23 protein-coding genes are annotated in these 26170 nt (G+C 68.1%); 3 read left to right on the top strand and 20 right to left on the bottom strand.

The features are described from left to right. Positions 1-37 precede the first annotated feature (37 nt). The 20 genes from OOT46_RS17755 to tssA form a co-directional block, all read right to left on the bottom strand. Positions 38-1036, bottom strand: a complete 999-nt coding sequence (locus OOT46_RS17755) for a hypothetical protein (RefSeq protein ID WP_265404960.1) — start codon at positions 1034-1036, stop codon at positions 38-40. A 36-nt stretch (positions 1037-1072) separates the two neighbouring features. Continuing rightward, positions 1073-2284 (bottom strand): hypothetical protein, encoded by a 1212-nt coding sequence (locus tag OOT46_RS17760; RefSeq protein ID WP_265404961.1) that lies wholly within the window; start codon positions 2282-2284, stop codon positions 1073-1075. A gap of 284 nt (positions 2285-2568) precedes the next feature. Further along, positions 2569-3108, bottom strand: a complete 540-nt coding sequence (locus OOT46_RS17765; protein ID WP_265404962.1) for a hypothetical protein — start codon at positions 3106-3108, stop codon at positions 2569-2571. Positions 3109-3319: 211 nt separating this feature from the next. Further along, positions 3320-4651 carry a hypothetical protein gene (locus OOT46_RS17770; protein ID WP_265404963.1) on the bottom strand — a complete coding sequence of 444 codons (1332 nt, stop codon included), beginning with the start codon at positions 4649-4651 and terminating at the stop codon, positions 3320-3322. A gap of 59 nt (positions 4652-4710) precedes the next feature. Beyond that, the gene (locus tag OOT46_RS17775; protein ID WP_265404964.1) at positions 4711-6453 is read right to left on the bottom strand and encodes a type VI secretion system contractile sheath domain-containing protein; all 1743 of its coding nucleotides are present in this window, start codon (positions 6451-6453) and stop codon (positions 4711-4713) included. A 58-nt stretch (positions 6454-6511) separates the two neighbouring features. Next, positions 6512-7849 carry a type VI secretion system baseplate subunit TssK gene (gene tssK / locus OOT46_RS17780; RefSeq protein ID WP_265404965.1) on the bottom strand — a complete coding sequence of 446 codons (1338 nt, stop codon included), beginning with the start codon at positions 7847-7849 and terminating at the stop codon, positions 6512-6514. An 81-nt stretch (positions 7850-7930) separates the two neighbouring features. After that, complete coding sequence (locus tag OOT46_RS17785) at positions 7931-8719, bottom strand: hypothetical protein (protein ID WP_265404966.1); 789 nt, start codon at positions 8717-8719, stop codon at positions 7931-7933. Then, a complete protein-coding gene (locus OOT46_RS17790) occupies positions 8719-10425 on the bottom strand; it encodes a hypothetical protein (protein ID WP_265404967.1) in 1707 nt (568 codons plus the stop codon). Before OOT46_RS17790 ends, OOT46_RS17785 begins: the two co-directional genes overlap by 1 nt. Continuing rightward, positions 10422-11117, bottom strand: a complete 696-nt coding sequence (locus OOT46_RS17795) for a DUF4123 domain-containing protein (RefSeq protein WP_265404968.1) — start codon at positions 11115-11117, stop codon at positions 10422-10424. Before OOT46_RS17795 ends, OOT46_RS17790 begins: the two co-directional genes overlap by 4 nt. Then, positions 11114-13216, bottom strand: a complete 2103-nt coding sequence (locus OOT46_RS17800; RefSeq protein WP_265404969.1) for a type VI secretion system Vgr family protein — start codon at positions 13214-13216, stop codon at positions 11114-11116. Before OOT46_RS17800 ends, OOT46_RS17795 begins: the two co-directional genes overlap by 4 nt. Positions 13217-13226: 10 nt before the next feature. Beyond that, positions 13227-14348 (bottom strand): type VI secretion system baseplate subunit TssG, encoded by a 1122-nt coding sequence (tssG, locus tag OOT46_RS17805; protein ID WP_265404970.1) that lies wholly within the window; start codon positions 14346-14348, stop codon positions 13227-13229. Between the two features lie 11 nt (positions 14349-14359). Then, positions 14360-16213: a type VI secretion system baseplate subunit TssF gene (gene tssF / locus OOT46_RS17810; RefSeq protein ID WP_265404971.1), complete on the bottom strand. Its 1854-nt coding sequence runs from the start codon at positions 16211-16213 to the stop codon at positions 14360-14362. A gap of 15 nt (positions 16214-16228) precedes the next feature. After that, the gene (tssE, locus tag OOT46_RS17815; RefSeq protein ID WP_265404972.1) at positions 16229-16780 is read right to left on the bottom strand and encodes a type VI secretion system baseplate subunit TssE; all 552 of its coding nucleotides are present in this window, start codon (positions 16778-16780) and stop codon (positions 16229-16231) included. Positions 16781-16794: 14 nt separating this feature from the next. Further along, positions 16795-17415, bottom strand: a complete 621-nt coding sequence (locus OOT46_RS17820; protein ID WP_265404973.1) for a type VI secretion system tube protein Hcp — start codon at positions 17413-17415, stop codon at positions 16795-16797. A gap of 36 nt (positions 17416-17451) precedes the next feature. Continuing rightward, positions 17452-17964: a type VI secretion system tube protein Hcp gene (locus OOT46_RS17825; RefSeq protein ID WP_265404974.1), complete on the bottom strand. Its 513-nt coding sequence runs from the start codon at positions 17962-17964 to the stop codon at positions 17452-17454. A 10-nt stretch (positions 17965-17974) separates the two neighbouring features. Further along, positions 17975-18505, bottom strand: a complete 531-nt coding sequence (locus tag OOT46_RS17830) for an Hcp family type VI secretion system effector (protein ID WP_265404975.1) — start codon at positions 18503-18505, stop codon at positions 17975-17977. 9 nt (positions 18506-18514) lie between these two features. Then, on the bottom strand, positions 18515-19051 hold the full coding sequence (locus tag OOT46_RS17835; RefSeq protein WP_265404976.1) for an Hcp family type VI secretion system effector: 537 nt from the start codon (positions 19049-19051) through the stop codon (positions 18515-18517). A gap of 116 nt (positions 19052-19167) precedes the next feature. Beyond that, complete coding sequence (tssC, locus tag OOT46_RS17840; RefSeq protein ID WP_265404977.1) at positions 19168-20658, bottom strand: type VI secretion system contractile sheath large subunit; 1491 nt, start codon at positions 20656-20658, stop codon at positions 19168-19170. Between the two features lie 94 nt (positions 20659-20752). Beyond that, complete coding sequence (gene tssB / locus OOT46_RS17845) at positions 20753-21259, bottom strand: type VI secretion system contractile sheath small subunit (protein WP_416136217.1); 507 nt, start codon at positions 21257-21259, stop codon at positions 20753-20755. 47 nt (positions 21260-21306) lie between these two features. Continuing rightward, positions 21307-22338: a type VI secretion system protein TssA gene (tssA, locus tag OOT46_RS17850; RefSeq protein WP_265404979.1), complete on the bottom strand. Its 1032-nt coding sequence runs from the start codon at positions 22336-22338 to the stop codon at positions 21307-21309. 444 nt (positions 22339-22782) lie between these two features. Here tssA and OOT46_RS17855 point away from each other — a divergent pair, with 444 nt between their 5' ends. From OOT46_RS17855 to OOT46_RS17865, 3 genes are all read left to right on the top strand, one after another. Continuing rightward, positions 22783-22965 carry a hypothetical protein gene (locus tag OOT46_RS17855; protein WP_265404980.1) on the top strand — a complete coding sequence of 61 codons (183 nt, stop codon included), beginning with the start codon at positions 22783-22785 and terminating at the stop codon, positions 22963-22965. Between the two features lie 491 nt (positions 22966-23456). Then, on the top strand, positions 23457-24689 hold the full coding sequence (locus tag OOT46_RS17860) for a hypothetical protein (protein WP_265404981.1): 1233 nt from the start codon (positions 23457-23459) through the stop codon (positions 24687-24689). Between the two features lie 218 nt (positions 24690-24907). Next, complete coding sequence (locus tag OOT46_RS17865; protein WP_265404982.1) at positions 24908-26110, top strand: immunoglobulin domain-containing protein; 1203 nt, start codon at positions 24908-24910, stop codon at positions 26108-26110. Positions 26111-26170 lie beyond the last annotated feature (60 nt).

Consider the following 26170-nt stretch of genomic DNA (forward strand, 5'->3'; position numbering starts at 1 on the left):
TCCACACTTCCCCGGGGCGGTTCAGACAGCCAGACATCTATTGCTGAAGCTGTTGGAAACGTGAAACCGCTTCATCCAGCTGTGCAGGCGTCGCAATCACTTCGTGAAACACCCGGCCGGTCTGACCCGGGTTGTCGTTGAGGAGTCGTTCGGCAAGATCTTGCAGTTCGTCGACGAATTCCTTGCGCTGGAGGAGTTGATGTTCCGCCGGATTGGCAAGCACTTGCCGGAGGCGCTCACCCAGCTCGTTGTTGGTGAGCTCGGAAATCTGCTGGCCGGCCCCCGTTTCAACACCATCGCCGAGCAGCTTTTCAGCCATCTGGTGCACCGTGACCTGCGTGCCATTCAGGCCCAGTTCCTTCAGCAGGCGCCCGTAGGGCTTGCTGTAGTTCTCGGCGGCGCGTGGCTCCACCAGGTCCGAATCGCTTTTGGCCAGCTCATGCAGTGGCTTTGAGGCCGTCATGCCGTGCCCGGTCACGGCTTTCACGCCCCAGCTCGCCATGTGCGCCAAAAATCCCTTGGCATCCAGCTTGTGGCCTTCTGTTTTCAGATAGAGATAACGTTGGCCCTGGATGGTCGGCATGTGAACCAGAAGCTCCTTGTAGCCCTTGAGGAAACGATAGCCCTCCGCGGCAGAGCCCCCGGCCTTGTCGAGGTGAGAGCTGGGGCGGGGGGAGCAGTGCTCGGCGAACGCCCTCTGCACCGCGCTTTGTTGGGCCTCGTCGAGACCGGACAGATTGATCATGTAGCCGCCCTTCTCGGTCGGATGGTGCGCCCAAGCAGCGGTAAACAGGGCTTGAAACGACTTGGGGCTCCACGTGGCGTCTGGCTTGGAGAGCTGATCGGTCGGCGATCCGCTCAAATTCCCTTCGAAGAACTCATTCCATCCTCCAGGGGTCTGGAACACGTCTTTGAAAATGTCCTTGCGTCGCGAATCCGCGGCGACAAAGTCGCCGATGAAGCGTTTCTCATTCCTGACACGACTCGTGCTCGCTTCGAGCACTTCGCGAACGGCGGTTTCCTGATCGGCGGGCATTGAGGGGTAGCTTTCAAGAGAAATGATGGGTTGGAATCAGCGCGCGAGCGATTCGTGCAACTGGTCCAGCGCGCCAAGCAGCGGCGTGCGGATGTCGTCGGCAAGTTCGGACACGTCGTACACGACCTCATCGGCGCCGAGGTAGTTCTGCAACTCCTGGACTTGCTGCAGCGTGGAGGGCTCGGGGATCAGGTTTTTCATGACCTCCTGGATCTCCATGATCGCCGCGGCCGATCTGGCGTGCCTGGCCGCAGCGATCTGGGTGGCAACCGACTTCAGCGAGGCGACCGCGGCCGATCTTCTGGCCTTCCACTGCGCCATCGCATCGCGGACGCTCGCGTTGCTGGCGTCGTCTTGGCCTGAGTCGGGTGAGGTTGCTGCGAGCAAGTGCTCGGTCTCGTCAAGGAGTCGATGAGCCAAGGTGAACTCCCCCTGGCGCGCCGCAAGCCCCGCCTCGCTGGCCTTGGACCGGATGTCCTGCGGCGCGGACTTGAGCTTCGGCAGCAACGCGGCAAGCCGCGCATTGAACGCGGCACCGACGCCAGCATCGGCCTCCGGTGAGGTCTGGTCCTCCGCCTCATCCTGCTCCAACACCGCGCCGTCGGGACTGTAGAGCAGCACCTTGGTGATCCGAAAGCCGCACTCGCGCACGGGCGCACGCACCTTCTTCACCAGCCCGCTCACCGCCTTGTCCACCTGCAGCACCAACTCGGTGTCATTGCGGATCCAGGCGATGCCGTGGGCGCCCGTCTTGACCCCGGTCTCGTCGCGCAGTTTGGCGAACAGCTTCTGGCCGGCCAACTTGGGGCTCAAGGCCAGCACAGGCAGCGTGTTTTTGTCTGCCGCGTCCACAAAGCCGAACTGGACCCGGCGCTCGGGATCACGCTTGCACAAGGTCAGCTGCCGCAGCAGCTTCCCGGCGTCGAGGAGGGCGCTGGCAGGCTCGTCCTCGTCTTCTGGCTGAACCCCCGTCTTGGCCTCGACCTCGCTCAACTTGCGCTGCTTGCCCAGCGCTTTGTCCAGCCCGTCCAAGTGACTCGCCAGCTCCTTGTTGCCCTTGGCGCTTTTGCGCAGGGCATCCGCCTGCTTCTCGATCCCGTCGAGCGCCTTGAGCTGCTGCTCCGGCCCCTTGGCCAGCTGCAGCGCCGCCAGTGCCTTCGCCATCGCCTTCACCAGCGTTTCGTCGCTCAGCTTTTGGCGTTTGGCGAAGTTCCTCCAATCCGATTCGCCCAGATACTTGTCGGTCACGTTTTTTTTCCCTGTTGGTGGTCGATAGGGCTGTCCTGGTCACGGGAGCGCCGGTCCCGGGCCGGTGCCGGTCTTGAGCCTGTGGAGGATGAGCGTCGAGCCCATGAGTGGACGGGTACTGCCGAGAGTTCCAGCGAATCGCCCCCGTCGCCGCCGCGGGCAAGGTGCCCCTTGCCACCAGCGCGCGGGCGTTTGGCGATTTCCTGTGCAAGGCCTTCGGTCCGGGCGGCTGCGGCCGAGGTTCGCCGCAGCCTTTGATCTTCGGGTGCCACCCCGAGCCCGCCTCAAGGCACAAATGTCAGATGAGGGCACCTTTGAAGCATGACCGATTTGTGTTCGTTGGTGATGTCTGCTCTGGATGCGCCTTCAAAAATGGTTTGAGGCGTCGCGTCATTCGTGTTGATGCTATAGCTGAAGTGAATGCCTTTGGTCTGAACGCTGTTGTTTTGCACGTCCACCAGATAGACCGCGAACTTGGTCCTCTTGATTCCCGTGTCTCGGCCGGCGATTTCCCTCGGCTTGTCGACGAGGACCCCGCCGCTGGCGTTAGCGAAAATCAGAGACGCGGCCGTGCCGGCCGCGGCATGGTTGTCGACGTTCCATCTGCCCGGGACATTGGTTCCTACGGCCACACTGGGGAATATCAGCTGACAGAGCGGTCTTCCGACGCTGCTGCTCACCGTGAAGTCCATGCCGAACTGAATGTCGGCGCCGGGTTCGGCATTGGTGAACAAAGTATGGTGTATGGTAAAGACGCCGGCTTCGCTTTTCACCGGAACATTCACACCGAACACGGTGCTGATCCAATCATCCTGTGCAGGCATTGACTTTTCTTCCTATGTAAATAAATGGGCCACCCGGTTCCCGCCGCACCGGCGGCGGACCGCGGCGGTGGCGATGCGCGGTTGAATAGAGACGAGGACGTTCAGTCCAAGCGCCTGGACCTGTATCGAGGGGGACCGGTGCAAGGCGGTCCTCACCGGTCGGTTCCTGGCCGGTGTTTCACGGGGCGCGGACATGACGACGGGCTTGGGCTCAAGCGATCAGCTTGGAGAGGGTGCCCAGCGTGCCGACCAGCGTGGCGCGCGCTTGCACGGACACGAAGGGATTGGCATCGAGTTGGGCGAGGAAGGAGTCGTTCGCAGCCCGGTCAAGGAAGGTCCGGATCGCGGCTGCAGCTGCCTGATGATGGCGTCGTCGCTCGTCAGCCTGCGCGGCGTTCAAGGCCTGATCCAGGGTGTCGGACAGGTCCTCCGCGAAGGACTGCAGAACGCCGCCCAGCTTTTCGCGCACCTTGACCGAGAGTTCCTCAAAGACAGGGCTATCGCGGTACTGGTCCAGGATGGCCTGCTCCAGCGTGGTCAATTCGGTCTGGACTTTCTTCTTGGCAGCATCCCAGGCGAGACGGGACTTTGCGTAGTCGACCGGAGGCAGATCCGTGCTGCCGGGTGCGGCTGCCGGCAGCGCCAACAGCAGCGTGTCCAGTGCATCGAGTGCCTGCAGCGCGGCCTTGAAGTTCCCGCCTTGAGCTTTCTCGCGCGCGAACTCGGCCAAGGCGCGGATCTTGGACGAAGGGCCGACCTGTGCCTGCAGGGCCGCCAGGACGCGAGGTTCCAGGGCCGCCATGCGGCCGTCGAACTGCGTCTTCGCATCCTCTGGCGTCTTGGGCTGGGCGCCTTGCGCCTCACCCGGGGCTTCCTGCGCCTCGGTCGCCTCGGTCGCCTCGGCCGGTTCGCCGTCGTCGTCCACGCCGTCCGGGCCGCTCACCCGCACCTTCAGCTTCAGTCCGGTCTGCTTCAGCAGCGCCGCCTTGAGCTTCTTGGCCAGGCCCGCGGCCGGCTCCTGCAGCGCGAAGGTGTAGGCGTTGTCCTCGAAGACGCAGCTGCCCTCGAAGGGCTTGACCGAACTGGCCTGCAGATAGTCCTGCAGCAGTTGACGCTTGTTTTTCGAGATCGCCTTGGGCGACATCAGCACCGCCACCTCTTGGCCCGTGCTGCCCAGCAGCACGTGCATCTGCTCGCCCTTCTTCACCTTTTGCAGCAGCGGGATCAGCTTGGTCGTCAGCAGATCCGGGGCGTCGTCCCCGTCATCCTGTGCAGCGGCCTTCCGGGCCTCGACCTCGCTGACCTTGCGCTGCTTGTCCAGGGCCTTGTCCAGCCCGTCCAGCTGGCCCGCCAGCTCCTTGTCGCCCTTGTTGCTCTTGCGCAGGGCCGCTGACTGCTGCTCGATCTCGTCCAGGGCCTTGAGCTGCTGCTCCGGCGCCTTGGCCTGCTCCAGCGCCGCCAGCGCCTTCACCAGCGCGGTGTCCTTGAGCCCTCGGCCCTTTGCGAACTTCTTCCAGTCCGATTCGCTCAGTTGTTTGTCCATCATCATTTCTCCTTCTGATTCGGCCCGTCCCATGACGAGCTGTTTGCAAGCAGATCGCCTCAGTCCAAGGACTTCAGCAATGCGGCCAGCTCGGCATCCACCTCGGTGTCGGCGGGCTCCGCGGTCGCGGCCTCTTCGGACGCCGGCGTGTCCGACGCCGTGTTGCCATTCAGTTCAGCCAGCAATGCGTCCAGCGACACGTCTTCCGAGGACGTGGCGGAGGCGTCTTCGGTCTCCACGCCGGAGGACCTGCCGTCAGCCGCCGGATCGGCCTCGGCCGGCACCCGGGGTGGGGGTGGCGGGGCCGCGGCGGCCTGCAGCGAGGGTCTTCCGGCGGCTCGCGACAGCGGTGCGCCATTGACCGCCGCCAGGGCCTGCATGCGCACCATCGGCTCGTTCTTGGCGGCCAGCAGCGGCTGCACGCCGAATTCACGCAGGGTGACAGCCATGTCCGCGCGGATCAGCCGGTCGGTGCAGGGCAGGGCGGTCGTATCGCCGGCCTCGTCGCGCAGGACCTGCATCGGCATGTCCCGCAGGCAGATGCCGCCGTCCTGCATCCACGCGCAGAGGGCGGCCAGCGCCGGATGGCCCCACAGCAGCGAACGCAAGCCTTCGCGCGGGTTGAACTCCTCGAAGTCGAAGCTGGCGATGGGGTCGGTGCGCCGACCGTAGGCATGGCGCAGCAGAAAACGCGGCCCCGCCAGGCACAGGAAGCCGGCCTCCGGCAGGCGACGCAAGGCGGCGAGCGCCTCGCGAACCTCTGCCGGCGGCGGCTTGCGGCGCTCCGCCAGCAGGTCGGTCGTCATGGCACTGAAAACCGGCGCGCCCGCGTGGGACGCGACCCGGGCCAAGCGGCCCAGCAGCGCCGCGTGTGAGGGTGTCGGCTCGAAGCCATGCAGCGCTGCGATCGCCGCATAGCCGCCGCCAGCTTCTTCCCCGGGCTGGCTCACCAGCCAGCGGTACAGGCCGGTCTCGGCCAGGTCGTTGGTGCCGGCGAGGTCCGCTGCCAGCTCTTCGGCGCTCACATCCAGAAGGTGAACCTCCAGACGCGCGCCTGTCTCCAGTTGCCGCAGCAGCAGATCGACACCGCGCCACAGCGATTCGAGCTGCTGGAAGTCGCGATCGTGCAGCACCGCCCGAAGCGTATCGCCCATCGCGTCATCGACCGCGCCCAACAACTCGGCGAGCTGCGGCGAAGGCGCCGGCCTGACGAAGGGGCCGACGGCGCGGCGCACGAGCGCATCGAGCGCCGCGTCCATCCCGAGCGTCGCCGCGCCGTCTGCGCGGCCTGTGCGCGGACGCTGCACCAGCCGGGCGAAGTCGTCCAGTCCGGCGGCCGTCGGATGCGGGATGGCACCCGCCCGGCCGGAGCGTCCTGTGGCCAGCGACAAAGGCCGCCCGGCATCCTCGGCCCATTGCCGCAGTTCGGCCGCCGCCGCGCTGAAGGACGAGGGCTGGACCAGCCGGCGCCGCAGCTCGCGCAGGGCGGCGAACATCGGCAGTTCACGGATCAGCGTGTCGGGATGGAAATCGTCGAGCGCCCTGAGCGTCACCGGCACGGTGGATCCGTCCGGTCCGAGCGGCAGGGCCAGGCGCAGACCCGCCCGCTCGATGGCCTCGTCCAGGGTGTCGAAGCTGACGTCGCGGGGACGGCGCGCCGCCAGCGTCGCGCCGGTGTCGAGCCGTCCGGCGAGAGCGCCGGCGCTGAAGTCGCCCAGAAGCGCGATCCGCAGCGGCCGGCGCTGGGACCAGGGGGGAGGCGTCGATTCGAGACGCCCGATGTCTAGCAAGAGTTCGTTCATGCGGTTTCCTTGGCCGGTCGACGGGTGTGGACACGCAGCAGCGTCGGGAGATCGCATCTCATGCACGCACCGCCCACAACTGAAGTTCCAGTCCCGGGAAGTCGCCGCCGACATGGAGCGCCAGGCCGCCCGAGTGCTCCAGCTGCCGCCACAGATCGTTGCCGCGGGTGTCCAGCTCGAAGTAGCTGAACCCGGCGTGGAAAGGGATCTGCCGTGGCGCGACCGGCAAGGCGCGCAAGGGCACGCCAGGCAATTGCAGGTTGACCAGGTTTCGGATCTGTTCAACGCTGCCGATCTTGACCTGGGCCGGAAAGCGCGAGCGCAGGGCTTCGGTCGGCATCTGCGCCGAGGCGGCGAGCACGAACTGGGCCTTGCGTTGCATGTCGACATCCGGCACCAGTGCCACCCGCACGCCATGCTTGCGCTCTTGCAGCGGGATGGCGATGGCCCCTTGCTCGAGCACCAGCGACAAGGATCGCCGCAGCACCTCCATCAGCGCCTGGAAGCAAGGCCCCGGATGGTCGTGCACATAAACCGGCAGCGCGGCAGGCCGGCGCGTCCCGTCGAAGACCGCCAGGTCGCCGGCCAGTGCGGCCCCCCAGGCATACACCTGCTTCGGATGCAGGACCGAGCCCTCCAGCCATTGGGTCAGGGCGGGCTCGTGACGGTTGATGCAGCCGAGCAGCAGGAAATCCGCGATGTCGCTCACGCCGGCGCTGCTCGGTTGGACCAGCCGCGCGGCGAGAGCATCGCCGCGCTGCCTCAGAAGTCCCTGCAGTTCGCGCAGGTGGCCCAGGAGCAACTCGTTGCCGAGAGCGTCCAGGGTGGGCGGGATGTACTGCGCGTCCAGCACCACCTGATGGTCGCCGCGCCGCTCGCGCACCTGGCAGACGCCCAGCGTGACATGTCCGTCGCCGCAGTCGCGTGCCAGCATCAGTCGCAGATGCGGCCGCCCCAGTTGCAGCCTGGCCGTCCGCGACCCATCGACGTTGCTGTCAGGGACATCGGCCTCGCCGACGAGGTAGCGCAGCGGCGCCTCGCCACCGGGCCCTTCGGCATCGGTCTCCGCCAGGCCCGGCCGCGCCAGCGCCAGCGCCAGCACCACCAGTTCGTCGCGCGCATCCGGCGGCACGTCCAGCGCCAGCGGCGCGACGTCCTCGCCGGGCAGGTCGATCGCCAGGCCGTCGGGCAGCAAGCCGCGGGCGCGCAGCAGCGCGATCTTGCCGAGCGCCAGCGCGCTGCGGTCGAGCTGCAGGTCCAGCCAGCCCCAGGCGTAGGGGATCAGGCCGGTGAGCCGGGCCTGCCGCTGGTACGCCTGATGGCGATCGTGCTGTTGGAAGTGTTGCGGTTGGAGGAAGGTGCCTTCCGACCAGATGACGTTTTGGTGCCAGGGCATAAGAGATGTTGGAAATCAGGGAGATGAGAGCGGGGGTTCAGCGCTTCATAAACGGGCAGGGCTGGAGCGGCGGACCCGAGCTCAGCGCAGCCCGTAAAAGCGGTTGTCGATCCACGCCAGCCGCAGCGGCAGCTGACGGAGGTGGCGCTGATCCTGCGAGCGCGCGCCGAGCGCGGGTCGGCCCTCCGGGTCCAGGCACTCCAGCAGCCGTCCGCCGGCCATCGGCTGCAGGACGAAGCGCGTGGAGGGGGGTTGCCACTGCCAGGCCTGCCCGTCGGGCGCGCGCAGGAGGGTCGATCGGAGCTGGCCCTCCTGCTCTGCAGCGTCGCGCTGATAGGCCGTGGCCAGTTCCTCGCGGGCCAGACGGGTGAGCGCCAGCCAGGGATCTGCGTCGCCTCGGTTGAGCGCCAGCGCGATGCCTTGCAGGAGAGCCTGCGCCTGCGCCTGCAGCTCCTGGGTGAGCGCAGCGACCGGTGCGTCCAGCCAGCGCCAGCGGGGGAAGGCCAGCGGCAGGTCCACCTGCTGGCGCAGGACCGGGGACGGCGCGTCCGGTTCCTCTTCGGACGACCCACCCGGCGCCCAGGCCAGCCGGGCCAGCTCGCGCGAGCGCTCGCCGCCGGCCACGTCACCCATGCGGGTGAGGTGCAGGTCCACGGACGCGCCGATCGTCGCGCCATCGGTGGCCGGCCGGTCCAGCGTCAGCGGATCGATGTGCAGCTCCAGCGAGTTGGACCCGCGCACCATGAACTCGTGCACCGCCAGGCAGATCCGCGGACTCTCCGGCGTGGCGCGGGCCACCGAGATGCCGTTGAGCCAGGCCTCTGCGTGGCAGCCGGCAGCTTCCAGCCGCAATGTCAACAAGCGCTTCATCAGCTCCAGCTCCATTCGACAAGACGCAGCCCGGGCATCAGGTCCAGGCTCTGCTCCAGCCGACCGGTCCAGGGATCCACCTGGGTCACGCGGACCTTCACCGGCTCCAGCGAGGCCTCGAAGTACCACTCCAGCCCACCGCCGCGCTGCCGCTCGCGCAGGCCAGCCCGCCCGAGCAGTGCCGGGGCCTCTCCGGCCCAGGTCCACTGCGCCAGCGCGGCGCCGGGCGCCGTGACCGCTTCGGTGCTCAGCGCCATCGGCAGCCGGAATTCGTGCTGCGGGGCCGGCGCGGACCGGTCCTCGGCGCTGTCCCAGCTGAGGCGCCAGTCGGCGCGCCCGTCCACCCGCAAGCGCAGCGAGGTATGGCTCTCGCCGCGACGCAGGGTCCCGGAGAGCGTCAGGGCCAAGTGGCAGGCGCACAGGTGCAGATGGCCGGCGACACGCAGGACGGGCGGCGATACCCAGGCCGGCTCCAAGGACTGATAGCCCCAGGTCACGCCGGCCTCGCCGGCGAGTGCGCGGGGCCGGGCTTCCAGACCTGCACCGCTCATGCCATCAATGCCTTGCCACTGGTCGAACAGCCGTGACAGGCCGTCCCGCAGTTGCTCATCGAGCGCGGCGAAGCCGCGCTGCCAGTGAGCTGCGTCGTCGGGCCGCCCGTCGGTCTCGAGGGTGATGGGGCGCAGCGGTGCTGCGGGTTGGACGGGGGAGCGGGGCGGCGCCGCCGGCCACACCCGCGTTTCGACCGGCCCCCGGGTCCAGGCGAGCAGCCGTTGCGCCGACGGGTAAAGGGCCAGGCAGGTCGACTGCCGTCCCCACGCGGGGCCGCGATCGCGCAAACCGCAACTCTCGATGCTCAGCGTTTGCAGCAGCGGTTCGCGGCTCACAGCCAGGCCGTCGGGCAAGGCGACGGCCGGGAGCGCGCAGCGCCAGTCGAGGGCTTGCGCGCCACGGCGCACCTCGACGCCGGTGGCGCTGGCGTGGCGGAGGGACGGATGATCATGCTCGGCACAGCTGCCGAGCATGCGCGTGCGCAGTCGCAAGATGCTGCCTTCGGTCGGCGAGGCTGCTCCGAGCAGATGCAGCGCTTCGGGCAGCGGCTGGTCCGCCGTCGAGGACCAGCCCTGCGGCAGGGCCGCCGCGGGCTCGCGACACCAGCGACCGTCACGGTGGCGGTACAGCAGCGGCGGCGCGGCGTGTCCACCGTGGAGCCGATCGAAACGCAGCGCCAGCACGTCGCACGCGCTGGTGGCCGTCAGAGGGCTGCGGTCGCCCAAGGTGCCGACGGCACCGCAGGGCCCGAGCGCCTGGTCGAGATGAGCCAGTGCCTGGCGGAAGCGCTCCGTCGCCGGCCCGGGCGGCGTGCCGTCGCCGGCCTCGAGCGCCTCGACCGCCTGCCGGCCGAGTTGATAGACCTTGGCCGCCTCCGGCGCCGGCCTCTGCAGCGCCTGCAGCGCCCAGGCGTGGGCAGGCAGGTCTTCGAACGCCTCACCGAAGAGGGCCGTCAGCGCGAGGTAGCGCCCCACCGATAGCGCATGCGACAGGCCGTGGGCTTGCGCGCGCCGCCAGGCGCGCATGAGCAGCGGTGGCTCCAGCGCGACGTCGGTCCGGAGTGCTTCCGTCACAGCGGCGCCGATGCGCGCCAGGTCGTGCTCCAGCGTGCGGGCTTCCAGCCGCAACTGTTGAGCGGGGTTGAGGGCGATCATCGCGTCACCTCGTGCCGGTCCGTCAGCCGGTGGCCCTGCGCCATCCGGTGATGGATCCAGACGCTGCCTTCGTTCCAGGAGAGCGAATCGAGTCCGTCGAGGAGCGCCGCCTCCTGGCCCGGATCCGCGAGCGGCAGCAGCTCGCGCAGCACGCCCGGGTCCAGCCAGTTCAGCGCCATCACGCGCCCGTCCGGCAAGGCGGCCTGCATGCGTGCACGCGCCCAGGTCCGCATCGCCATCGGCGCGAGCGGCGATCTCAGCAGCACGCCCCAATCGCTCATTGCGGGCGCCGCTTCAACCAGCAGCCAGTCCGTGAAGCCGCCTTGCGGCGCCAGCGCCAGCAGATAGGCGGCCCGTGCTGCGTGGTCGTCGTCGAGGGCACCGCGGGTCAGGCATTCGCACTCGAGCACCTCGCCCACCTGCCGGGCCGCCGCCACACGGCCGAGCGCGCCGGGCACCCGCGAGGCCTGCAACACGGCATAAACACGGACGGCCGGGTCGCGCCAGAGCGCCTGTCGGAACTCGCCGAGCGACAGCGGCTGGCCCCCGGACGTCGCAGCGGTGATGACGGTGTCGTCGCTGACGCTCTCGATGACGGTGTCGGCGTTGTGGTCCGTCTCGATGGCGGTGTGGGTGTCGCTGTCCGGGTCGATGACGGTCAGGATGACGGTGGTGTCGATGACGGCGTTCATCGCGGCCCCTTCGTCAGCGGATCGACATGAGGCGGCATCGGCTCGGGAACCTGGGGGACGGCCGGCACGGCGGGCACAGCCGGCACGATCACGCCGGGTACACCGCCCTGGTACAGGCGGATTTGCGGGCCCATGATCGACACGCCTTCCGGACCGATGGTGATGAAGGAGGCGCCGACCCGCAGGCTGATCTGGGTCGTCGCCTCCAGCACCAGGGACAGCGCCTGAAGACTCAGCTGGGCGCCGCTGCTCAGGCCGGCGGCTTGCGCCACATCGATGTTCAGCGCACCGCCGGAGCTCAGCGTCACCCCGCCGTCGGCCTTGACGGTGAACCCGCCGCCCAGCGAGGCATCCACGGCGCCGCCGACGCCGAGCAGCAGGTCCGCGCCCAGCGTGGCGTGCGCGTCGCGGTCCACCCGGACCCGGCATTCGCCGCCGACACCCAACTGGAAATTGCCGCCCACCTCGGCGCGGCTCTGGCCGGCGATGGTGCTGGCCTCGTCGTTCAGGACGGTGCGCAGCTGGTCACGGCCGACCCACTGATGCAGATCGCGCTGCGCCTTCAACCAGACATGCTCCTCTCCGAGCGCATCCTGGAAGCGCAATTCATTGCCGCTGTCGGGCGCGCCGCCGCGGCTCGACCGGGTGCGCACGCCGGCGACGGTGGCTCGCTCCGGCAGGGGATAGGGCGGCGGATTCGCTCCGTTGTAGACGCGTCCGGTGACGATGGGCCGGTCGGGCCAGCCGTCCAGGAACTCCACGATCACCTCGTCGCCGACACGCGGCAGCGCGATCATGCCGAAACCCTTGCCGGCCCACGGATGGCTGACGCGCACCCAGCACGAGCTGCGTTCGTCCCGGCGTCCTTGCCGGTCCCAGTGGAACTGGACCTTCACCCGCCCGTGGCGGTCGACATGCAGTTCCTCGCCGGCAGGCCCTACCACGATGGCGGTCTGTGGCCCGGAGATGCGCACACGCTCCGCCTGCATCGGCGGCTGATAGGCGAGGGCCTTGGGCACCGCGTTGAAACGGCAGCTGTAGCTGGTGCTGCGGGCATCCGTGTTGGCTTCGTAGCCAGCGAACTCCATGTCGGCCACGGCACCGGTGACCAGGTAGGCACCGGCGTCGTCATGTGCCGCGAACTCGAAGGTCTGCCCGGCGGTCAGCGCGCGATAGGGGGTGATGCCGGTCGCGATGCTGGCCTGCGCATCGAAACGGTCGACCTGCCGGCGCAGCCGGGCCTCGCCCACGGCGCGCTTGGCCTGCAGGTTGGCCGTCATCGCCAGATCGTCGTGTCCGGCGGGCCAGGCATAGCGCTCGTGCCCGCCGATGGACCGGCCCACGCCGGTACGGCGGGCCTGCTGCATCAAGGTGGAGTCCGGCGATTCGGCCGCGAAATCGGTCCCGGCCGCGGCCAGCGGCTGCAGTGAGTGGGCCCTCGACCATTGCAGGATCACGTCTTCCCGCAGCGCGCTCACGCCTTGTTCCTCGTTCCAGCGCAGCGTGCCGGCCGGGGTGGGCCGGTGGCTGGCGGCGCCGCTGCACAGCACCAGGACATGCCGGTCACGCTCATGCCGGAAATGGAAGTAGAGGCCTTCATCCTCCATCAGCCGGAGGATGAAGTTGAAGTCGCTTTCGTTGTATTGGACCGTGTAGGGGCGCCGCGTGAAGGTGACGCCCCGCGGCTTTTCCACCGGGCCCGCGCCGGGATAGGCGGCGAACACCGCATCCAGGATCTGCAGCACCGTCATGTCCTGGAAGATCCGGCAGTCCGAGCCGAGCGTGAGCTGCCACAGCCAGGGGCGCAGGACGATCCAGTAGAGGTCGAAGCGGCCGACGTGACCACCGCGCTCGACATGGACGATCAGGCCGTGGAGAAAGCGCTCCTTCTCGTCGTCCAGGCGCAGCGCCACCGCTGCGGGCCGGCCCAGCAGATCGGCAGGGCGGAGCGGCGCCTTCTGGCTGGAGCGCAACAGCTCCAGTCGGAACTCGGGCAGGCGGCCGAGTTCCTCATGCAGCTGAAGGCGCCGGAACAAGAGTTCCTCGCCCGGGACCGGGCCGAGGAATCGGGCTTCGTTCAAAGAGTCTGTGGTCGGCATGACGGTCGCCTCACTCGCGGACAGGGATGAATTCGCTCTCGGTCGTGGCCTCCTGCGTCATGGGCCGGTGGGCCGCGCGCCGCTCGGCGTTCAGTCGCAGCTCGTCGCCGTCGCGATCGCGTGCACGCACCCCCAGCCAGAGACAGTGGCCGAGGCCAAGGCCGGCACCGCGGTCCTTCCGGCCCAGGCGCGGGCGTGGCACTTCGCGGCGGTCGAGCACCAGGCGCAGCTCCCAGTCGAGCTCCAGGCCCACCCACTGGCGCACCATGGCCCTCAGCCGCAGCAGGTCAGGGCCGCCGGGCAGAAAGGCGCGGTAACGCTGCAGCGTCAGCGGACCCAGCACGATACGGAAGCGGTGCTGGACATCCCAGACGGTCCGGCCCAGCGCCGCGCCGCGGCCGAGCCCGCTGTTCGCCGGCCCCGCGGCCGGCAGGCCCTGCAGGCGGGCGCAGGCCTGCGCGGGCAGTGACACCCAATGACCGACCCAGGGTTCGATGCGCACCGCGACGCCGAACACCGACTGGCACCAGGCCTGCAGTCCATCGGCATCCCGGACCTGACGCGACAGGCGTCCGATGAATCTCAGCTTGGCGTCATCGCCCAGGGCGTCGCGCTCCGAGAGGGCCGGCAGCCCCAGACCGCCCCAGGCACCCAGACGGGCGGCCCAGCGCGCGCCGATGTCCGGACGATCGACCGAATGCACGGGCTGCGCCTGTGCCCAGGCCCGGTAGAACTGCAGCGCGAAGCGGTGGGTCAGCAGGTCCAGGAAACGCTGCAGCACCGGATCGGCGTGGTGCCGGTCGCGTTCGCGCGCCAGTTCCGTCAGATGCAGCGGCAGGGGGCCGTTCGGGCCGACCAGGCCGAAGATGCGCTGCAGCAAGTGCGGCACCCCGTCTACCTGGGCGATCGCCTGCACCGGCGCCGGAGCGAAGTCGAGCTCGGCGCGCTGGCCGATGCGCAGCGGCTCGTCGCCGGGACGCAGCGCCTCTCCCAGCGCCGGCAGCGCCGGGTGGGTGGCCTCCCAGCGGCGCAGCAAGGCGAACAGGTCGTGCCGGTGGGGCCGTGCGGCGGCATACCGCAGCCACTCGGGCCGATCGGCGGCAGGCGGCGGCAGGGGGAGGGTTGCGGACATCGGGCCTTCCTTCACAACACGGCACGGGCGCCGGTCAGCGGACGCCAGCGGGCCACCTCGCCGCGCGACAGGGAGACCAGCACGGTCTCGACGAAGCTGTTGATCGACACATGCCGCGCCAGGTAGTGATGCAGGGCGGCGCCGAGCAGAAATGCGCTATAGCCGGACTGGCTGCGTTCATCGAGCTCCAGCCGCACCTCGACGCCGCGCGAATAGACGATCGGCCCCGGGGTCGGATGGCGGCGGTGGACCGCCGATGCGCGTACGGCGCGGATCGCCTCGATCTGCCGCACCACCGCCTCATCCTGGGCCTGCGGCAGCTGCAGCAGCAGCTCGCGCAGCGCGCCGGCGGCATCGCCCGCTTCGGCGTCGATCAAGGACAGATAGTTGAGCGAGAGCAGATTGAGCAGACGCCAGGCCGCGGCGCTTTCCGGCGGCGCGGGCCATGGACGGGACGGCCCGGCCACGGCGCGTACCGAGCGCAGACCAATGCCGGCGTCCAGCTCCAGGGGCAGCTCGGTCAGGGCCCTCAGGAAAAGCGGCAGGTCGCGGTTGGTGCACAGCAGCTGCAACGCCACCTGGTCCAGATCGAGGCCGGCGGGCGCCGTGTCCGCATCGGACCAGGCGATGTAGACCTCGCTGCCGAGATAGGCCGAGCGAGGTCCCTCGCGGCGCGACCGCTCGCTCGCCAGGCGGGCTTCGCGGCGCAGCGTGTAGGCCTGCCGCTGCGGGGCGCTGCCGTGATGTGTCGTGCCGTACAGCGGGGTGAAGCGCTGCGCCTGGCCGGAGGCGTCGAAGCCGGTCATCGCAGTCACGTCGTAGACCTCGTGGTCCAGCGGGGCTGTGCGGTCCGCGACGACGTGGAACTCGTGGCGGTCGGGGCCGGCCTGCACCCGGTCGGCCCGGCGCGGAAAGAGGTTGATCGCGGGCACGCAGTTGAGCCGGAAGTTGGCCGGCCCGATGGCGCCCGCCAGCACGTCTTCGGGGCGGGACAGCAGCAGCACCAGCTCGAGGCTGGCCCCCGGCGTACCGGCGAAGGCGGGGCGCAGGCCGTCGATGTCGACGAACTGGAAACGTTCCGGGAAGGTGAGTGTCTCCTGCAGCACGCGCAGGCCGGCAAAACCCTGTGCGGGCGTCGGCAGCATGGCGTCCTCGTCGCGGTATCCGACCGGCGACACCGTGGCATGCGGGCACAGCCGAACACCGCCGGGCGGCCCGGCCATCAGGCCGATGACCGCCGTGAGGCACAGTTCGATCAGACACGCCGCCACCTCGGCCGATCCGGTCAGGAAAAAGCGCAGCCGGTCGGGCTCCAGCTGTTCGAAGCGCATGCCCTCGGGCAGGCGCAGCTCCAGCACGAGCGCGGCGCGCGGCCGGAGGCCCGGCGGCAGGCGGGACAGGTCGAATCCCGAGAGATCCAGCGTCTGACGCGCGCCGCTCACCTCCACGGGCGTGAGCAGCGTGTCCTGCGCGGTGCGGAACTCGCAGCGGTTCGCGGACACCGGCATCACGGGGCCGTACAGCGCGCTGCCGCGCGGCAGGCGGTGCCCGGCGAGCAGATGCGGGTCCGGCAGCGGGTCGACCTGGGCCACCAGCATGGCGGGGATCGGGGCGTTGAAGCCCGGGTAGACCATGTCGAGCAGGCGGTGCGACAGGCGCGGAAACTCCGCGTCCAGTTTCAATTGCACCCGGGCCGCGAGAAAGGCACACCCTTCCAGCAGCCGCTCCACATAGGGGTCCTGCCCCGGCACGCCGCCGAGGCCGAGGCGCCCCGCCGCCTTCGGGTGGACCTGGGCGAACTCGTCGCCCAGGTCGCGCAGGTAGCGGAGTTCCTGGTTGTAGTACTGCAGCAGGCGAGGGTCCATGAGGCAGCTCCGGTGTCAGGCGCGCAGTTCGCGCAGCCGGGCGTGCCCGGTCTCGAGGTCCAGCTCGGCGGCCAGCCACAGGTCCAGGGGCACCGGATCGCTCAGGAGTTGGCCCTGGATGACGAGCCGCAGCTGGTTGTGGCACCGCTCGCTCGCGGCCCCTTCGACGGCGACATGCAGCGTTTCCGGAATCAGCCGCGGCTCGAAGCGGCGGATCGCCTCGGCCAGCTCGCGTTGCAGCCGGCGGCTGTCCAGCGAACCTTGCGACAGGCCGGTCATGGCCGGCAGTCCGAAGTTGAGGACGGAGGCCCGGGCATGTGAGGCCTCGCGCCAGCGCCGGCGCTCATCCCCGCGCGTCGGCAGCGTCGGCGCGTCCAGCCAGGGGTCGTCCTCCTGCGAGGGTTCGGGACGGGTCGCATTCAGCAGCCAGACGAGGTCGCGCGCGACCACTTCGCGCAGCTGGCGGCGGCTCAGGGTCCGGCCCGCGCCATCGCGCGATGTGTCAGCGTCGATCAGCCGGTCGAGCAAGGACGGCTGCAGGCGGTCATGGGCCAGAGGGAGGGTCATGGACATCAGGGCAGTCATAGGGAGGGTGGCAGTGCGCGGCGCCGGGTCGGCTCCTTGTCGCTGCTGTCGCCGGACAGGCCGGCGCGGCGGCGGCTTTCGGCCAGCATCTCGTCCCAGACCTCTTCGAGCTGGCGCACCGACAGCCGGCCGGCCAGCTTGAGCAGCTCACGCTGCGGCGCGTCCGGCGCCTCCACCGAGGCGCCCGCCAGCCGCACCAGCGAGGTGGTGATCACGCCCGACTGGCGGTCGGCGCGGTATTCGAAGCTGGCCAGGCGGTAGTCGATGTCCCAGTCTTCCATCAGCCCGGCAGCGCTGTCTTCGTCCTCCAGGTCGAGGCGATAGCTGGTGAAGCGCGCCTGCTCCAGACGGATCGACAGGCTCATCATCTCCAGCGAGGCTTCTTCCATGCGCAGGGTCACCGTCATGGCGCTGCCCTGGTCCATGGCGGTGAGCAGGGCGGTGCTGGATCGATCCATGCGCTTGGAGACCGTCAAGACCGACGGCTCCGGGTGCTCGCCCGCCTCGCCGGACGCGCGCAGCGACCATTGCCAGTCCTCCACCTCGATCCAGCCGCGCATCGCAGGCACCTGAGACTCGCCCTGGATGGTGCCCGCCGACTCGCTGACGACGGACATGAAAAGCCTTGCATGTTCAGCCATAGGATGCGTGCCTCATTCATGCCGGCTGCTTCGCAGCAGCACGTTGCTGGGGATCGGGCGGCGCAGCCGCGCCGGATCGAGGGCGTAGTAGTGGATGCGGATGTCCTTGAAGGACAGCGAGATCTGCTCCACGATGGGCTTGGCATGGGTGCTGTCGCTCGTGCGTGTCGCAATCTCGATGACGGTGCCGTCCTGCAGGTCGAGTTCCAGCATCGGAACCGGCCGGTCCCCGGGGCCGACCAGCGCCGGATCGATCACCGTGATGCGGGCCCGGTCGTAGCGGCGCGCCTCGTTGGCGCATCGATACAAGGCCATGCTGCTGCGGTCCAGATGTTTCGAGATCAGGACATGGCCGGGCCTCAGTTCGGTCCGCTGGCGCTTGACCTTCGAGGCGCTGTGCTCGGCCGTTGCCGACCAGGACAGGGTGAGCAGCATGATCTGGTTCTCGAACCCTTGCACCCGGCTCTCGCCCAAGACAGGGCGGCCGAGGCAGGCGAAGTCCAGGAAGGCGATCGGCAAGGACATGATGTGCGGCTCAGGCCAGCTTGCCGCTGATGGCGGTGGCGGTCTTCATGTCCTTGACGCTCCAGTCGAAGGCCAGGGCCTTGTCGAGCAGGCCGTCGTTCTTCTGCGGCTTGTAGCCGATGAAGATCTCCTTGAACACGAACTCGACGTCCTGCTCGAGGCTGCCGTCCTCACTGCCCTTGGTGGCGACCTTGGTCACGAAGGCATCGGTGACCTTGATCTGGAAATAGGTTTGCGGTCCGTCGACGTTGCCGGTGGCCTTGAGCATTTCGATGGTGATCATCGGGAAGTGCTTGCCCGCCACGATCTTCGAAAGAATGGCCGGCGACGAGGTGTCGAAGTAGTGGGTGATGCTGAGGTTTCCGGGTGTCGGCTTGCCGACGGCGGCGCCGGTACCCTTGGTGACGCTGTGGTCGGCCTCGACGTCCCAGCTCCAGTCCGAGATCTCGATCCAGCCCTGGTCGCCGTGATGGCCCTTCTGCAGCGACTCGCCCTGCGGGACGTCGGCCTTGCCGAAGTTGATGAAACTATTGCCTGCCATGGTCGGTCCTCAGTTGATGGTCAGCTTGATCTCGGGTGTCTGCTGGGTCATCTCGGCGATGTTCCAGCGGAAAAACAGTGCCTTGTCGAGCACGCCGTCGTTCTTCTGGCGCTTGTAGGCCACCGCCAGCTGCTTGAAGACAAACTCGACGTCCTGGTTGACGGCGCCGTCTTCGCCGCTGCTGCTGCCCACCTTGGTGATGAAGACGTCCTTGGCGACCAGCTGGAAATAGAGCTCGGGCTGGTCTTTGCCGGTCTGCTTGAGCATGTCGATGGTGGCCGTCTTGAAGTGGGTGCCCTTGACGATGAATTGCAGGAGCACCGGGGACGACTTGTCGTAGTAGTGCGAGAAACTCAGCACGCCGGGGGTGGGCTTGCCGACGGCCGCGCCGGTCCCCTTGAGGTGGCTGGCCTCGGCCTCGACGTCCCAGCTCCAGTCGCTGATTTCGATCCATCCGGCACTGCCGAGATGGGACAACTGCAGCGATTCGCCGGGGGCGGTGCCGCCGTCGACTTTTTCAAACTTGATAAATGCGTTTCCTGGCATGGAAAAACTCCGAAGGTCGGCGACGCGCAGGGTGCGCGCCGGAAAGGCCCCGCACGGCGGGGACCGGCTGAGGACCTGTTCGCAGGCCCTGGATCACGGGGTCGAGGAAGTCCGGCTCAGGACTTCTCGGAAGGCAGCTTGGACACCAGGCGCAAGGACACTGACAGCCCTTCGAGCTGGTAATGCGGCTGGAGATAGAACTTGGCCTGGTAGTAGCCGGGCGAGTCCTCGATGTCCTCCACCACCACCTGGGCAGCGGCGAGCGGGCGTTCCGCCTTGGTCTGCTCGGTGCTGTTGGCCGGATCGCCATCGACGTAGCGAAAGATCCAGTCATTCAGCCAGCGTTCCATGGCTTCGCGTGACTTGAAGGAACCGATCTTGTCGCGCACCATGCACTTGAGATAGTGGGCGAAGCGGTTGCAGGCGAAGAGGTAGGGAAGACGCGCAGCCAGCGCCGCGTTCGCGGTCGCGTCGGGATCGTCGTACTCGAGCGGCTTCTGCAGCGACTGCGCCCCGATGAAAGCGGCGAAGTCGGAGTTCTTGCGGTGCACCAGGGCCATGAATCCGTTGCGCGACAGTTCTGCCTCGCGGCGGTCCGATATGGCGATCTCGGTCGGGCACTTCATGTCCACGCCGCCATCGTCGGTCGGGAAGCAGTGCGTCGGCAGGTTCTCGACGGCACCGCCGGACTCGACGCCGCGGATCTGCGAGCACCACCCGTACAGCTTGTAGGCGCGATTGATGTTCACCGCCATCGCATAGGCGGCGTTGCACCAGGTATAGGTCTCGTGATGCACGCCGGCCGTATCTTCTTCGAAGTCGAACTCGTCGATCGGGTTGGTCTTCGGGCCATAGGGCAGCCGTCCGAGGAAGCGGGGCATGCACAAGGCCAGGTAACGCGCATCCTCGCTCTCGCGCAGGGAGCGCCAGGACGCATATTCAGGCGTGGTGAAGATCTTGGTCAGGTCGCGCGGATTGGCCAGCTCCCCCCACGACTCCATCTGCATGACCGCCGGCGAAGCCGCCGCGATGAAGGGGGCATGGGCGGCCGCCGCGATCTTGGACATCTCGCCCAACAGCTCCACGTCCATCGGCGAGTGATCGAAATGGTAGTCACCGACGATGGCGCCGAACGGCTCGCCGCCGAACTGCCCGTACTCCTCTTCATAGATCCTCTTGAAGAGCGGTGACTGGTCCCAGGCAGAGCCCTTGTAGCGCTTCAGCGTGCGGGCCAGCTCCGGCTTGCTGATGGGCATGACGCGGATCTTGAGCTGATCGTCGGTCTCGGTGTTGTTCACCAGGTAGTGCAGGCCGCGCCACGCCGATTCGAGCTGCTGGAAGTCTTGATGGTGCAGGATCAGATTGATCTGCTCCGAGAGCTTGCGGTCCAGGGCGGCGATCAGCGCCTCGATGCGGCTCACCGCATCGCTGTCGATCAGGGTGACCTGCTGCAGTGCCTGGTGGGCGAGGGTGCGCACCGCCGCCTCCATCTGCTGGCGGGCTTCGTCGGACTTCGGCTTGAAGGCCTTGTTGAGCAGCGTGGAAAAGTCGCTGCCCTCGATGGTGGCGCCGGCGAAGTCGGCGCTGGTCTGCGTGGATTCGAGCATGGGAGTGCGCAAACGTGGCGGTTCGAGAGTCGATCGGATGTCGCCACTCAGGGCGACGCGGAGGTCGGAGCCGGATGAGAGGCGGACCCTCCGCTCACTCGGCGGCATCCGGCGAGGCAGCCGCCGTGAGCGACTGCAGCAGCGCAGGATCGCGCAGGAGGCGTGCGATGAGCGCTTCCGCGCCTTCCTTGCCATCCATGTAGGTCAGCAGGTTGCTCAGTTGCTGACGTGCCTGCAGGAGCTGCCGCAAGCCGTCCACGCGGGCGGCAACCGCCGCGGGCGAGAAGTCGTCCATCGATTCGAACGTCAACTCCACCGGCAGCTGGCCCTCGCCGGTGAGGGTATTGGGCACGGTGAAGGCGGCACGCGGCCTCATCGCCTTCATGCGGCTGTCGAAGTTGTCGATGTCCACCTCGAGGAAGCTGCGCTCCGCAACCGGCGGCAAGGGTTCCTCGGGCCGGCCGGCGAGGTCGGACATCACCGCCATGACAAAGGGCAGCTGCACCTTCTTCTCGGCGCCATACAGCTCCACGTCGTACTCGATCTGGACGCGGGGGGCGCGGTTGCGCCCGATGAATTTCTGACTGCTTCCCATTGGGATCTCCATGTGTGCGTCCGAGCCGCCTGAGGGCGGTCGGTCGCTGTCGGTCAGGATGAATACGGTGTGTCGGCGGACGACTCGGTGTCGACGCCCAGGATGCGCGCCGCATCGGCCAGGCCACCCGGGGCGATCTCCCGGACCAGTTCGAAGAAGTCCTTGTCGATGACACGTTCGGCGCGTCTGAGCATGAGCTGGGCCGGGTTGGTCGGCTCGGTGCGCTCCAGAAAGGCGCGCACCTGGCGCAGCGCCCGCAGCGCATCGGCGCGAGTTTCGATGGACAGCGCGTGCGGCGAGGACTCCGTCGTCATGGGGCGCGGTGTGGGGGCCACTGGCGAGGCCTCGTCGGGGGCCGGCACCTGGACGCCGGCCGCAGTCACTGGCGGCGGCAATAGCGATCGCAGCAGGGCCAGCATCTGGCGCAGTCCCTTGAACTGCACCGGCTGTGCCGCGCCGAAGCGCCTTGTCATGACGTCGCGCAGGGCGTTCAGCGCACCCTCGGCCTCGGCGACTCGCTGCGCCAGATGCTGCGCCACCTCAGGAAGCTCTGCGAAGGCGCGCCGGATCTGCTCGGAGGTCAGCGGCTCGTCGGACTCACGTGCAGGAAGGTGATCGAGCGCGACCTCGATGTCGCGCAGACGCAAGCTGGGCAGGCGCCGATCGTTCGTCAGGATGGCATGGCGCAGGTCGCCCAGCAGGCCCTTGGCCGTATCGAGGTCGGTGAACTGGCCGAGCCGGACAAAGGCGTCGACATCCTCGGGGTCGGGCTGCGGATGCAGGTGGTCCCAGCATGTCTCCAGGAGACCGGCCAGCAGGCGCAGCGTGGCGGGAAGCTCATCGATGCCTCGCAGCGCCACAGCGGCACGGCCCCACATCACCGCCACGCGCAGATCGCGAGTGCGTGGCATCAGTGTTTCGGCCAGGGTGTGCACTTCGAGCCAGTCCGGGGGCTGCGCAGGGCCGAACAGGCTCTCGGGCTTTCCGGCGGCCGCCGCCATCAAGGTGATGAAGTCGGCGTCGTATTCGAGGTTGGGCCCGCCGGGTTCGCTGCCCTCCAAAGGCATCCACCAGCCCTCTGTCATGCCGAGGCTCCGGCGAAGACGCGATGCAGCGCGTGAACGCTGCTGCATGCTGACAAGGTGAGGGCGTACATGTCTAGGGTCCTTCCGCAAGGGGTGGATGGGGACGGCCTTGGGCCGGCGTCGGTCTTCCGCACATCCCGTCGGCGATGAGCGTTGAGTCCATGAGTGGATGAGTACGGCGGGCAGTTCCGGTGGCGAGCGATATATCTCGCTGAGCACCTAGACCTAGGGGGGGGCGTCCAGGAGGGTCAAAGTGAAACATGATGGATAAGCTCTTCATTGCCGCTGCGGATACCGTCCCCAAGGCCGCGTGCGTGTCCTGGCGCCGGCGGCCTTCGCCAAGTGCGAACTGGTCCCCCGCCTGCCCGGGCTGCGCACCCTGTATTCGTGGTGAGGCGTGACTTGGACAGTGGCCGCCTGGTTCGGGTCCTGCCGCACTGGAGCATGCAGCCCCTGGAGGTCCGGGCTTTCGCACCGGACAAGGTGCCCCTTGCCACCAGCGCGCGGGCGTTTGTCGATTTCCTGTGCAAGGCCTTCGGTGCGGGCGGCGACGCGACGCACGCGGAAGCTCCGGGCCGGCACCCGCTTGCCGGGGCGGCTGCGGCCGAGGCCCGCCGCGGCGGTTGATCTTCGGCTGAGGCGATCGCCCCTCTGACTCGCGGGCACGCGTGTCCGTCCTGCTTGCAGTCGGGTGCGAGGTGCGGTCCCGCCGGACTTGTGGCGACGGAGGCGGAAGTGCCGGCCCGTCCCGCCGAGAAACGCCGCCGCCCAGACGTGGTGCTCGCCCGGTCGCCCGACCCGGCAAGCACCCATCAAATGCGACAGCCGTTCGCGAATACCGTGCCCACCGTCGTCGTTTTGTGACGCCGAGTGTCTGCCGGGCAGGTCTTCATTCCCGATCCTGCCGCCCCAGGTGGGCGCCCTTGTCTTGCCCCTGTTTTGCGCGGTCTGGCGCCAAGGTGAGAGTCGGTCGATCGAGCACCCCGGGACCGTTGCACGCGGTTCCACAAGTCGCATTCAACGGCCTTACCGAAGCGTCGATCCGCCGTGCCCTTTCTACATTGCCACGGGATGGAGTCGCTGAAGGCTCCGCTACACCCACGGAGGAGGAACCGTACATGGAAGGGAAACGCTGGTCCCTGCTTTCCACCGCGTTGGCCGCAATGGCCTCCGCCAGCCTCGCGCAAAGGGGCATGCCACTGCAAGGCGATGTCGTGCCGCGCGGGGTTCCGCGTGTTCTGCCTCGGGCAACGGTCGCGGCTCTCGCCGGCGTGCCTCTCGGCGCGGAGGCGCACGTCAAGTGGTTCTCCAGGGTCGTCAATTGCGCCACGAGCCCGCTGGGGATCGCCGATGTCGTGACGGCGCCCCTGTTCATCGGCTTGTATCTGTCAGCACTGGTCACGATCGGGGCGGTGTTGTGCGTCGATCGTGCCGTGCCGCGGTACACCTTTCGAGGCGCGGGTCCCTTTGCGCTGGCCGATGCCTCGCGGGCGGCACGTTTCCTGCGCGGCGCTGTCGCGGTCTACTTTGTGTCTGTCGCCGGGTATGCGATGTACCGTCCCTACATCCTGACTCCCGAGCTCTTGAGCTCGGCGGCATGGCTGCCTGCTGTTCAGCTGGGGATAGCGCTGACGGTGTTGTGGCGCCCCACGGTATGGATCGGCGTTTGCGGCCTGCTCCTGCTTTACGCCTACGCGATGTGGATGTATGGCTGGTTCCACATGCTCGACTACCTCTACTTCATCGGCATCGCGGGTTTTCTTGCGCTGCATGCGCTCGGCTCGTCCCGTCGAGACACGGCTGCGCCCTGGGTCCTTCGGCTGTTCGTCGGCTTCAGCTTGATGTGGGTGGGCGTCGAGAAGTGGGTCTATCCGGCCTGGTCCTATGATGTCCTGAATCGCGAGTTGAGGCAGCTTTCGGTGGGCGTGGACCATCGCCTTTTTGTCATGGCCGCCGGCTTCGTGGAGTACTGTCTGGCCTTCCTGATCGTCTTCGGCGGCTTGTCGTCGCAGGTGGCGTCTGTTGTCCTGCTGACCTTGTTGCTCGGCGCCATTCCGCTCGCGGGGACACTGGATGCCGTCGGCCACCTGCCCCTGGTGGTCGCGCTCCTGATCGTCGCGGTCGCTCCGCAGCCCATGACGTCCCCGGCCGCCGGAGGGAACACCGGCAAGACGCGCTGGGACCTGTGTTCGTTTGCGCTCAGCATCCCCGGGCTCATTGCCCTGTATCAGCTGGCTCATCGCGTCGCCTATCCATTGCCCGCCGCTTGGCCTTCGGCCGAAGTGTTTGCGGCGGTCTCGCTGGCCGCGCTGTTGGGCTTGCGCCTCGTGTGGGCGAGTCGCTTCGTCTAGCCTTTGGCCGCGTCTTCCGGAAGCGCTCAGACGAAAGGTGCTGTAACGCCGGTGTCGCAGTCTTCCTTGTGCACAGTAGAGTCGAGCGCCGAGGCCTCGTAGACGCGAGCGCGGGCCGGCCTCGCAACTGCCCAGCTGCCCCGGGGCGCGCCTGCTGGTCCCGTCCCGGCGGCTGGCGGTTGTTGTCCAGGACCACGCCATTGACCAGGAGACACGCCGTGCACAGCAGATCGTCTGGCTGGCGCTTTTCGCGCCAGCTCCTACGCGCATTTTTTGTGTCGTCCTTCCTGCTCGCAGGACTGGCCGGCTCCCCGCGGGCCGACACCTTGTTCGGTTCCAGCATCCATCGCGAGCCTTCCAACGAAACGTGGCCGAACGCCTTGGCGCGCCATGACGCGCTGTTCGGCCCGCTGAAAGTCGTGCGGATCTTCTTTCCCGGCGCGCCCGAGCCATGGACGCATGGCGCGCTCAACCACGACCGCGCGGTCGTCGTGTCCTTCAAGCTGCCGCCCCGTGAGGTGCTGAGCGGGGTCCACGATGCGCAGATGCGCACTTGGTTCGCGGCCGCGCCACGGGACCGCAAGGTCTGGTGGGTTTACTGGCACGAACCGGAGGACGACATCCGCGACGGCCGCTTCACGGCACAGGACTACCGGGCCGCCTTCCAGCGCCTGGACAGCCTGGCCGATGCGGCGGGCAACCCGATGTTGCGCACCACCCAGGTCCTGATGGACTGGACCCTGGACCGACGCTCCGGACGCAACTGGCGCGACTACTATCCCGGCGCACAGGTGATCGACGTGCAGGCCTGGGACCAGTACAACTACACCGATGCCGGCAGCTGCGCCTACACCTCGATGGAGGACCACGAGGCGAACCGGCCGGCCCACCAGATCACGCAGGCCGAGGGCAACGAGTATGCGATTGCCGAGATCGGCTCGCAGGAGTGTCTGCAAGGGCGGCCCGACTGGCTGCGTGCCCTGGGCCGCTGGGCGCGCGACCGGGCCGTGTTCGTGACCTACTTCCACGCCACCGTGGGCGGCGACTTCCGCCTCAACGACGCCGCCAGCCAGGAAGCCTGGCGCTCGGTGACCACCGGCTCGCTGTTCTGGGGAGCGCCGGTCCTCGGCGCGCAGCCGGCCGGCAGTATCGCCCGCACCTCGGCAACCCTGCATTGCGACGTCGATCCGCGCGAGTTGAGCACCCAGTTCTGGTTCGTGTCGTGGCGACCCCATCCGGGCGGCGCACTCGAATGGCAGGCACATCCCAAGGTCACGCTGTCGGGCGGACTGAAACACCGGACCCTCAGCTTGACCGGCTTGACGCCGAACGCCCGCTACCGCTACACCTGCAAGGCACAGAACTCCGCGGCAGCGCAGCCGGTGAGCAGCGACATGGTCGACTTCCAGACCCTGCCGTAACGCACCCGCAGTCAGGCCGGCCGGTTCCTCCGTATCGCCGGCGCCCGAGGTGAACGCGGC

Source organism: Aquabacterium sp. A7-Y (genome assembly GCF_026153205.1).
GTDB lineage: Bacteria > Pseudomonadota > Gammaproteobacteria > Burkholderiales > Burkholderiaceae_C > Caldimonas.

Bases quoted from the DNA above. Each gene is read 5' to 3' on its own strand.
- OOT46_RS17755 (WP_265404960.1), bottom strand. From the start codon at position 1,036: ATGCCCGCCGATCAGGAAACCGCCGTTCGCGAAGTGCTCGAAGCGAGC.
- OOT46_RS17765 (WP_265404962.1), bottom strand. From the start codon at position 3,108: ATGCCTGCACAGGATGATTGGATCAGCACCGTGTTCGGTGTGAATGTT.
- OOT46_RS17770 (WP_265404963.1), bottom strand. From the start codon at position 4,651: ATGGACAAACAACTGAGCGAATCGGACTGGAAGAAGTTCGCAAAGGGC.
- OOT46_RS17775 (WP_265404964.1), bottom strand. From the start codon at position 6,453: ATGAACGAACTCTTGCTAGACATCGGGCGTCTCGAATCGACGCCTCCC.
- tssK (WP_265404965.1), bottom strand. From the start codon at position 7,849: ATGCCCTGGCACCAAAACGTCATCTGGTCGGAAGGCACCTTCCTCCAA.
- OOT46_RS17785 (WP_265404966.1), bottom strand. From the start codon at position 8,719: ATGAAGCGCTTGTTGACATTGCGGCTGGAAGCTGCCGGCTGCCACGCA.
- OOT46_RS17790 (WP_265404967.1), bottom strand. From the start codon at position 10,425: ATGATCGCCCTCAACCCCGCTCAACAGTTGCGGCTGGAAGCCCGCACG.
- OOT46_RS17795 (WP_265404968.1), bottom strand. From the start codon at position 11,117: ATGAACGCCGTCATCGACACCACCGTCATCCTGACCGTCATCGACCCG.
- OOT46_RS17800 (WP_265404969.1), bottom strand. From the start codon at position 13,216: ATGCCGACCACAGACTCTTTGAACGAAGCCCGATTCCTCGGCCCGGTC.
- tssG (WP_265404970.1), bottom strand. From the start codon at position 14,348: ATGTCCGCAACCCTCCCCCTGCCGCCGCCTGCCGCCGATCGGCCCGAG.
- tssF (WP_265404971.1), bottom strand. From the start codon at position 16,213: ATGGACCCTCGCCTGCTGCAGTACTACAACCAGGAACTCCGCTACCTG.
- tssE (WP_265404972.1), bottom strand. From the start codon at position 16,780: ATGACCCTCCCTCTGGCCCATGACCGCCTGCAGCCGTCCTTGCTCGAC.
- OOT46_RS17820 (WP_265404973.1), bottom strand. From the start codon at position 17,415: ATGTCCGTCGTCAGCGAGTCGGCGGGCACCATCCAGGGCGAGTCTCAG.
- OOT46_RS17825 (WP_265404974.1), bottom strand. From the start codon at position 17,964: ATGTCCTTGCCGATCGCCTTCCTGGACTTCGCCTGCCTCGGCCGCCCT.
- OOT46_RS17830 (WP_265404975.1), bottom strand. From the start codon at position 18,505: ATGGCAGGCAATAGTTTCATCAACTTCGGCAAGGCCGACGTCCCGCAG.
- OOT46_RS17835 (WP_265404976.1), bottom strand. From the start codon at position 19,051: ATGCCAGGAAACGCATTTATCAAGTTTGAAAAAGTCGACGGCGGCACC.
- tssC (WP_265404977.1), bottom strand. From the start codon at position 20,658: ATGCTCGAATCCACGCAGACCAGCGCCGACTTCGCCGGCGCCACCATC.
- tssA (WP_265404979.1), bottom strand. From the start codon at position 22,338: ATGACAGAGGGCTGGTGGATGCCTTTGGAGGGCAGCGAACCCGGCGGG.
- OOT46_RS17855 (WP_265404980.1), top strand. From the start codon at position 22,783: ATGCAGCCCCTGGAGGTCCGGGCTTTCGCACCGGACAAGGTGCCCCTT.
- OOT46_RS17860 (WP_265404981.1), top strand. From the start codon at position 23,457: ATGGAAGGGAAACGCTGGTCCCTGCTTTCCACCGCGTTGGCCGCAATG.